This window comes from Mesorhizobium sp. M4A.F.Ca.ET.020.02.1.1 (assembly GCF_004022645.1).
GTDB lineage: Bacteria > Pseudomonadota > Alphaproteobacteria > Rhizobiales > Rhizobiaceae > Mesorhizobium.
This window is the reverse complement of the sequence record NZ_RZOI01000317.1, coordinates 1-6559: the sequence shown is the minus strand read 5'-3', so window position 1 is coordinate 6559 and position 6559 is coordinate 1. Positions and strand designations below refer to the sequence as shown.

General features: G+C 64.4%; 11 protein-coding genes. 8 read left to right on the top strand and 3 right to left on the bottom strand.

All coding sequences use genetic code 11. The annotated features are described in order from the left end of the window. A partial coding sequence (locus EN742_RS19545; RefSeq protein WP_128333169.1) for a (2Fe-2S)-binding protein occupies positions 1–704 on the top strand: 704 nt, incomplete at its 5' end. Positions 705–749: 45 nt separating this feature from the next. Here the strand turns inward: EN742_RS19545 and EN742_RS19540 are convergent. Together EN742_RS19540 and EN742_RS19535 are read right to left on the bottom strand one after the other, a co-directional pair. Further along, on the bottom strand, positions 750–1904 hold the full coding sequence (locus tag EN742_RS19540; RefSeq protein WP_127406487.1) for a hypothetical protein: 1155 nt from the start codon (positions 1902–1904) through the stop codon (positions 750–752). Between the two features lie 201 nt (positions 1905–2105). Then, on the bottom strand, positions 2106–2582 hold the full coding sequence (locus tag EN742_RS19535) for a MarR family winged helix-turn-helix transcriptional regulator (protein ID WP_126055631.1): 477 nt from the start codon (positions 2580–2582) through the stop codon (positions 2106–2108). A gap of 95 nt (positions 2583–2677) precedes the next feature. Here EN742_RS19535 and EN742_RS19530 point away from each other — a divergent pair, with 95 nt between their 5' ends. The 5 genes from EN742_RS19530 to arsC all read left to right on the top strand — a co-directional run bounded on the left by EN742_RS19530 (position 2678) and on the right by arsC (position 5303). After that, complete coding sequence (locus EN742_RS19530) at positions 2678–3046, top strand: antibiotic biosynthesis monooxygenase family protein (RefSeq protein ID WP_127406488.1); 369 nt, start codon at positions 2678–2680, stop codon at positions 3044–3046. Between the two features lie 104 nt (positions 3047–3150). Continuing rightward, the gene (locus EN742_RS19525; RefSeq protein ID WP_128333168.1) at positions 3151–3741 is read left to right on the top strand and encodes an NAD(P)H-dependent oxidoreductase; all 591 of its coding nucleotides are present in this window, start codon (positions 3151–3153) and stop codon (positions 3739–3741) included. A gap of 101 nt (positions 3742–3842) precedes the next feature. Continuing rightward, positions 3843–4175: a metalloregulator ArsR/SmtB family transcription factor gene (locus EN742_RS19520; RefSeq protein WP_127406490.1), complete on the top strand. Its 333-nt coding sequence runs from the start codon at positions 3843–3845 to the stop codon at positions 4173–4175. A 25-nt stretch (positions 4176–4200) separates the two neighbouring features. Further along, the gene (locus EN742_RS19515; RefSeq protein ID WP_128333167.1) at positions 4201–4884 is read left to right on the top strand and encodes an MIP/aquaporin family protein; all 684 of its coding nucleotides are present in this window, start codon (positions 4201–4203) and stop codon (positions 4882–4884) included. Further along, positions 4881–5303, top strand: coding sequence for an arsenate reductase (glutaredoxin) (gene arsC, locus EN742_RS19510; protein ID WP_127406492.1), 423 nt, complete (start codon positions 4881–4883; stop codon positions 5301–5303). The genes EN742_RS19515 and arsC overlap by 4 nt, the downstream gene beginning before the upstream one ends. Positions 5304–5328: 25 nt before the next feature. Here the strand turns inward: arsC and EN742_RS19505 are convergent, their stop codons facing one another. After that, the gene (locus tag EN742_RS19505) at positions 5329–5889 is read right to left on the bottom strand and encodes a DUF2306 domain-containing protein (RefSeq protein ID WP_189375467.1); all 561 of its coding nucleotides are present in this window, start codon (positions 5887–5889) and stop codon (positions 5329–5331) included. A gap of 180 nt (positions 5890–6069) precedes the next feature. On the opposite strand from EN742_RS19505, the gene EN742_RS19500 reads away from it, so the two are divergent. Together EN742_RS19500 and EN742_RS19495 are read left to right on the top strand one after the other, a co-directional pair. Next, the gene (locus tag EN742_RS19500) at positions 6070–6390 is read left to right on the top strand and encodes a metalloregulator ArsR/SmtB family transcription factor (protein ID WP_128333166.1); all 321 of its coding nucleotides are present in this window, start codon (positions 6070–6072) and stop codon (positions 6388–6390) included. Between the two features lie 48 nt (positions 6391–6438). Beyond that, the coding region (locus tag EN742_RS19495; RefSeq protein ID WP_128333165.1) for an FAD-dependent oxidoreductase at positions 6439–6559 on the top strand (121 nt) is incomplete at its 3' end.

Here is a 6559-nt window from a genome sequence, read left to right as displayed (position 1 = left end):
GCTACGGCGTCATCGAGCGCGACGGCGTCGTCTTCGTCTCGTCGGGAACGCCGCAGGGCGAGCCCTATCTCCACTGCATGCAGGGTCGGGACCTCGTCGTGCGGCGGGTGCGCAGCTCGACGCAGTCGACGGTGATCGACGCGGCCGAAAACATCCTCGATGCCACCCATACCCACTTCACCCACAAGGGCCTGCTGCGCGGCCTGAGCTCGCGACGCCATCTCGTGCGCGTCGAGGTGACCGGCGGCGAGGGCTGGGTCGAGGCCTGCTACACCGGCGAGGATCGGCAGCAGGGGCTGATCAGCCGGCTGCTGGAGGGTGAGCGCGCGAGAACAATCGGCCGCTTCCGCCATCCCGGCATCGCCGAACTGGAATATTGGAGCAAGGATGGGCTGGCCCTCGCCACCACCTTCCATCTGCGCCAGGCCGACGAGCGCACCGTCGAGGGCGTCGGCTGGTTGACCGGCCCGCGCCAGGGCTTGCTCGGCAGGATAAAGGCATTTGCCTTCAAGCCGCTGTTCAACGTCGCCCTGCAGCAGGATCGCCGCGTGCTGAAATCGGCGAGCGACAACGCCCGTTTCGCCCCGCCGGCGCTGCCGGTGATCGGTCCGCTGGATTTCCTGCGCCACGACATCGCCGCGATTATGGCCGGGAACCTGCCGCCGGCGGCAAGCGAGCCAAGAGTGCATCAGATCGAGCTGTGACGGCAGGCGGAAGGACCGTCGCATTCCTTCGCCCTCCTGCCGACGTCACTCGTCCGGCCCGTTCCATTCGATGTCGCGCGTCGATGCCGCCTGCAGGCTGATGCGCTCTCGAAGCGCAACGCCTGCGATCTCGCCCAGCGCCGCCCATTGCGCCTTCACCGGCGCCGGATCATCAGGCCAGTCGAGCAGTTCCTCGACCTCACGCATCGCCTTGCGGAAGCGGCCGAGGCCACCGCAGCGCAAGGCCGCCGGCAGCCCGTAGATCCACATGGCGAGCCGCGCGGTCTGGGGCGCGGTGACATCGGGTCTGACCTCGGGCCCGTCTCCCAGCACCGCGTTCGCAAAGCGCGCCGGATCGCGGAAGAAATGCAGCCCGCTGACGGCGCGCGGGTTGCATTCCAGCGGCAGAACCGTTCCGTCTGCCTGCCGCATCAGGTCGAAGGAGATCTGTCCGGTCCATGACGTGGCGGCGACGATGCGCTCGACCAGCCGCCGCGCGGCCGCGTCCTCGACCGGCTCGAACAAGACGCCGGCACCCTTGCCGGCGCGATAGAGCGATCGGTAGAGCGAGAATGCCTTTAGCCTGCCGCCGCGCGCCACCGCATAGGCGCTGATCTCCTCGCCGGGCACGAAGCGCTGCGCCACCCAGGGCGCGGCGGGCGAGGGATTGACGGCATCGAGTGCGCCGGGCGAGGGGCGCAAAAGCACCTGGCTGGCAAAGCGCGACCACACCGGTTTGAACACCAATTCGCGCGCGCGGCCGCGCATGGCCCCCAGATCGTCGCGCGATTGCAGCAGCACCGTTTCCGGCACCGCCAGGCCGAGCCGTTCGGCCAGCCGGATGAAGGCATGTTTGTTGTGGACTTCGGCGAGCAACTCGATGCCGGGCGCGAACAGGCGCGCCGGGATCGCGCGGTCGCGCCAGGCGAGCGCCTGATGGAAAACCTCCTCGCAGGTCGGGATGACCAGGCCGATCCCTTCGGCGCGCACCAGCGCCTCGACCGCCTCGGCGTAGGCCGCCGGCTCGAAGCGCGGTCGCGGCAGGCGGTAGTAGCGTGCGCAGGCCACGCTGGCGGCAGCAATCGGGCGGGCAGGTGTGTCGGCGAGGATTACCCGGTGTCCGGCGCCATACAGCAGCCGCGTCAGATGCAGCGCCACCGGCGCGCGCGCTCCGGTGACGAGTATTGAGCTATCGGGCACGGGATACTGGCATCGGTGAGGCTACTGCGGTCATTGCGGTTGTCGGAACCGTTGCGCGAAATCGCCGCGCTTGGCAACGCAGCCGCGCGGTGTACTGTGCGCCGGTTCGGGCCGTCCAAAGCTGGCGATGCTGGGAAGCGAGCAGCGCCAGGATGAGGGCGGCGCTCAGCAAGGGATGGGACAGCCACCGTTCCGCAGCGGTCAGCCCTGCTCTTCAGCGTCATCGTTGCCTTCCAGTTTTTTGCGTAGTGCCGTGATCACGCCGTGCATGGTGTTGATGTCCTCGACGGCAAGCCCGTCGGCGAGGGTGTTGATCCAGGGGGCCTGCAGGCGCATGGCCGCGTCGTAGGCTTCGCGCCCGTCGTCGGTCAGCACGACAAGCTGCGCCCGCCGGTGATGCGGGTTGATCCTGAAGGCGACCAGTCCTTCGCCCTCGAGGTCGTTGACGATGCGCTGCACGTTCTGGCGGTTGGCGCCGAGATCGCGCGCCAGCCACGCCACCGGCTGCGGACGCTCGGCGGCGACGATGGCTCCCAGCACCTGCCAGCGGGCGCTGGTCAGGCCGAGATCGGCGACCAGCCTGTCGCCGGCAGCGCTGATGCGGCTGTTCAGCCTGAACAGGTCGAGAATGAGATCGCTCAAAGCCTTGCCGGTCGGTGTTCGCTTTGTATCGGGCATTTGTCACCTTATATCTATGTTGACATCATGTTGTCAAATGTATATGTATGCATCATAACAGATTGACATCATAACACCAATTGAAGGAGCCTCCCATGACCCATATGCGCCCCCTCGACCCTGCTTTCCCGATCGACCGCCAGGTCGCGATCGACGCCGCCCCCGTCGTGCTGGTGAACGTGTTCACGCTCGACAAGGCCGACGAGCAAACCTTCCTCGACGTCTGGCAGGACGACGCTGTCTTCATGAAGCAGCAGCCGGGTTTCATCTCGACCCAGCTTCACCGCGCGATCGGCGAAAGCCCGACCTACCTGAACTATGCCGTGTGGGAATCGACCGCCGCCTTCCGCGCCGCTTTCTCCCATCCGCAGTTCAGGGCGAAGATCTCGGCCTATCCGTCCTCGGCTGTGGCTTCGCCGCATCTGTTCCAGAAGGTCTCGGTGCCCGGCATCTGCGTGGCCTAGTCGAAGCGGGCAGGAGGCGCCGCATGCCGGGGCGCTCCGGCAGCTAGGCAAGCCTATTAGCTTCGACTAATAGCTTCGGGTGGAAGGCTTGAGGGCGTCATCCAATGAAGGTCAATGTAGTCTACGCGCATCCGGCGGCCGACAGTTATTTGGCATCGCTTCACCAGCGCGTCGTCAAGACGCTCAAGGCAAGAGGCGACGAGGTCATCGACTTTGACCTCTACGAGATGAAGTTCGACCCGACGATGCAGCCCGAGGAATGGCGTGGCCACTATGATCCCACCCAGGCGCCGAAGGATCTGCAACTCTATATCGATGCGTTGCGGTGGGCAGAGGCGTGTGTGTTCTGCTTTCCGACCTGGTGGTCAGGCATGCCCGCTATCTTGAAAGGCTATTTCGATCGGGTGTGGCGCCCAGGCATCGCTTACGAGGTGCCGCCGGATGACGGCCTGCTCAAGCCGGCGCTGCTCAACATCCGCCGCATGGGCGTGGTCACCACATGCGGGTCGCCGTGGTGGTACACCAAACTCTATATGCAGAACCCCGGAAAGAAGGTGCTGCTGCGCGGACTGAAGACCATGTGCGGCCGGGGCGTGCGGCATCTGTACCTGTCGCGATACTCCGTTCACAGCATATCGGACGAAAAGCGGGAAATGTTCGCGCGCGACGTGGAGCGTCGCTGCGATACGTTCTGAGTTCCATTGGTGCACCCGACCGATCCTCGTCACGCCCGCTGTCATCTGTCTGTCATGTTGCGTTACTAAGCATCCTCAAATCCGGATTTAAGGATATATGGATGGACAGGGAAGCGGCCCTTCGCGCCTTGGCGGCGCTTGGTCAGAACACGCGCCTGGAGGTTTTCCGCCTTCTGGTGAAGACCGGGGCGGGCGGCCTGCCGGCGGGCGAGATCGCCGCGCGGCTCGAAATCGTCCAGAACACCATGTCGGCGCATTTGAAGGTGCTCGACCATGCCGGACTGGTCCGCGCGGCGCGAGAAGGGCGCGTGATCCGCTACGTCGCCGACATGACCGGCTTTCGCGACCTGCTTGCCTATCTCATGGAGGATTGCTGCAGCGGCGCGCCGGAACTCTGCCAGCCGGTCCTCCAGGCCGTGACCTGCAAATGCTAGCAATCCAACACATGCGGACCCGCCCATGATTGTCGATCTTCCCCGCCGTCTCGCCGCCGAGGCGCTCGGCACCGCCATGCTGGTCGCAGCCGTCGTCGGCTCGGGCATCATGGCCGATCGTCTCACCGACGACGTCGCGCTTTCCCTGCTCGGCAACACGCTGCCGACCGGCGCTATCCTGGTGGTGCTGATCACAGTCCTCGGCCCGATCTCCGGCGCCCATTTCAATCCGGCCGTGACGCTGGTGTTCGGGCTGAGGCGCGAGATCAGCTGGCATGCCGCACTTTGCTATGTCGTCGCCCAGTTGCTCGGCGGCCTCGCCGGCACGGTCGTCGCGCATGCCATGTTCGGCCTGCCTCTCGTCGAACTGTCGACGACGGTGCGGAGCGGGGCGGGGCAGTGGATCGCCGAACTGGTTGCGAGTTTCGGGCTGGTCTTCACCATTCTCGCCGGCCTGCGTTTTCGCGGCGATGCCATTCCTTGGCTGGTCGGGCTCTACATCACCGCGGCCTATTGGTTCACGGCCTCGACCTCCTTTGCCAATCCGGCAGTGGCCATTGCACGCGCCTTCTCCAACACCTTTTCCGGCATCCGGCCGCTCGACGTCCCCGCCTTCATCGTCGCCGAATTGCTAGGCGCGCTGCTTGCGCTGGCGCTGGCCGGCTGGCTGCTTGCTGAACCGAAACCTGAGATGAGAGCCGCCGAATGACCATCACCATCTATCACAACCCTGCCTGCGGCACCTCGCGCAACACGCTGGCGATCATCCGGCAGTCGGGCGAGGAGCCCGAGGTGATCGAATATCTGCAGACGCCGCCGTCGCGCGAAAAGCTCGTCGAGCTGATCGCCGCCATGGCGATGACGCCGCGCCAGCTGCTGCGCGAAAAGGGTACGCCCTATGCCGAGCTCGATCTTGGCAATCCCAAATGGAGCGACGACGAGATCCTCGATTTCATGCTGGCGCATCCGATCCTGATCAATCGGCCGATCGTGGTGACGCCGAAAGGCACGATACTGGCGCGGCCGTCGGAAGCGGTGCTCGACATCCTGTCCAATCCCGACATCGGCCCGTTCACCAAGGAGGACGGCGAGGTGGTGATCGGCGCCGACGGCAAGCGGGTCGTCTGACGTAGCACCGAAAGGCGCTCGCCTCTCAGTCTGGATTTGCGGATCTGGTGCTTGCCGCTCGCGAGCGATCGAAGTCCAGGACGACCGGGTGCTGAAACAAGGCATGGAGGATTATCGGCATTCCGATCGCGCTGGGCAGAACCCAAAATGCAATAGTTGGAAGCTCCCTCCACAAGGGCAGGTTCTTGCCGTTATCGAGGTAAAATGCGGTAAGCATTACGACGTAGGACATCCCCATGCCGGTGAGATGCAGCCTGGGCCATTGGCGCCAGTGTCGTCGGGCGGCCATGCGCCCGAAATAGGCAGATGCGAAAGAAATGCATCCCAGCGCGAACAGGTGGTAGTTTTCCGCCCAGCGCAGGAGCGACAAGGCGCTCATAGACACGAACACGCCGAACAGGCACCAAAAGTAAATGCTGCCGAAGTTCGAGTGCCGGCCGCGCCCCTTTTGGGCGAACATCGCGGCAGCGCCGGTGGTCAAGGCGGCAAGCCCAAACAGAATATGGACACCTACAACTCCCAGAAACACCGGATCGATGGACGGAATTGGGATGCCCAGGACGATGGTTGTGCCTTCGCTTTCCATGTTCACTCGCCGCCGAAGCCCATGCGCAGGATCGGCGACCATGCCTCCGTCTTGATTGATGATAGCCTATATCATCTGCAGGCCAGCCGCGTTGGCGTTGGGCGGATTGCTACCTGCATATTTCCATAATGTTCGAAATTCCCTTGACGGCGCCGCCCAACCTGGCATAGCCATATTTCCATGAAACTCGAACAAGCAGCAAAGCAGTTGGAAGCGCTCGGCAATCCGACGCGGCTCAATCTCTATCGCATCCTGGTCAGGGCCGGAGAGGCCGGCCGGCCGGTCGGCTATCTGCAGGAAAGCCTCGGCATCGCCGCCTCGACGCTGTCGCATCATCTGCACCGGCTGATCCTGACCGGGCTGGTGAGTCAGGAGCGGCAGGCGAGGACGCTGATCTGCCGCGCCAACTATCCGATCATGCGCGATCTGATCGGCTTCCTCGCCGACGAATGCTGCGCCGACGCCGCCTGCAACCCCGCCACGGGAGAGGTGGCGGCATGATTTTTTGCCCGATATTTCGATAATCCCGGAATTATGGAAGGTGGGAGCATGAGCGAGCAGAACGATCTCCCGGTCGCCGTTATCGGCGGCGGCCCTGTCGGCTTGGCGGCGGCCGTTCATTTGTTGGAACAGGGCGTGCCGGTGAAGCTCTACGAGGCCGGTACCGCTG

Excerpts from the sequence above, each read along its gene's own strand:
- EN742_RS19515 (WP_128333167.1), top strand. The coding sequence starts at position 4,201 with ATGATTGTCGATCTTCCCCGCCGTCTCGCCGCCGAGGCGCTCGGCACC.
- arsC (WP_127406492.1), top strand. The coding sequence starts at position 4,881 with ATGACCATCACCATCTATCACAACCCTGCCTGCGGCACCTCGCGCAAC.
- EN742_RS19520 (WP_127406490.1), top strand. The coding sequence starts at position 3,843 with ATGGACAGGGAAGCGGCCCTTCGCGCCTTGGCGGCGCTTGGTCAGAAC.
- EN742_RS19500 (WP_128333166.1), top strand. The coding sequence starts at position 6,070 with ATGAAACTCGAACAAGCAGCAAAGCAGTTGGAAGCGCTCGGCAATCCG.
- EN742_RS19505 (WP_189375467.1), bottom strand. The coding sequence starts at position 5,889 with ATGGAAAGCGAAGGCACAACCATCGTCCTGGGCATCCCAATTCCGTCC.
- EN742_RS19525 (WP_128333168.1), top strand. The coding sequence starts at position 3,151 with ATGAAGGTCAATGTAGTCTACGCGCATCCGGCGGCCGACAGTTATTTG.
- EN742_RS19535 (WP_126055631.1), bottom strand. The coding sequence starts at position 2,582 with ATGCCCGATACAAAGCGAACACCGACCGGCAAGGCTTTGAGCGATCTC.
- EN742_RS19530 (WP_127406488.1), top strand. The coding sequence starts at position 2,678 with ATGACCCATATGCGCCCCCTCGACCCTGCTTTCCCGATCGACCGCCAG.